Source organism: Saccharothrix sp. ST-888 (assembly GCF_000955975.1).
Classification (GTDB): domain Bacteria; phylum Actinomycetota; class Actinomycetes; order Streptomycetales; family Streptomycetaceae; genus Kitasatospora.
The window spans coordinates 1-322 of the sequence record NZ_JYJF01000811.1; the positions used below are offsets into that span (position 1 = coordinate 1).

The following is a 322-nucleotide window of genomic DNA, read 5'->3' on the forward strand; positions in this document are numbered from 1 at the left end:
GCGTTGGCGGCGGCGTAGTCGCCCTGGCCGGCGTTGCCGAACGCGCCGGTGATGGAGGAGAAGCAGACGAAGGCCCGCAGCGGCAGGTCGCGGCTCAGTGCGTCCAGGTTGACCAGGCCCCGCACCTTCGGTGCCAGCACCCGGGCGAGCTCACGCCTTCCCGCACGAGGGTCGGGGGGAGCGGGCCGAAGGTCTTGTCTATCTCCGCGGCCACGCCGCGGGCGATGACGGTGTCCAGGCCGCACCGTGCCAACGCCGCGAGCCTGGCTCGGCGGTCGGGGTCGAGCTTGGGGCGCCCGGCCGCCCGTGGCCGCAGGTGGCC

Annotated in this window: 1 protein-coding gene; it reads right to left on the reverse strand. The window is 75.2% G+C overall.

Annotation, left to right across the window (positions count from 1 at the left end; all coding sequences use genetic code 11):
- A partial coding sequence (locus UK12_RS44695) for a ketoreductase domain-containing protein (protein WP_269432072.1) occupies nucleotides 1-245 on the reverse strand: 245 nt, incomplete at its 3' end.
- Nucleotides 246-322: the final 77 nt, after the last annotated feature.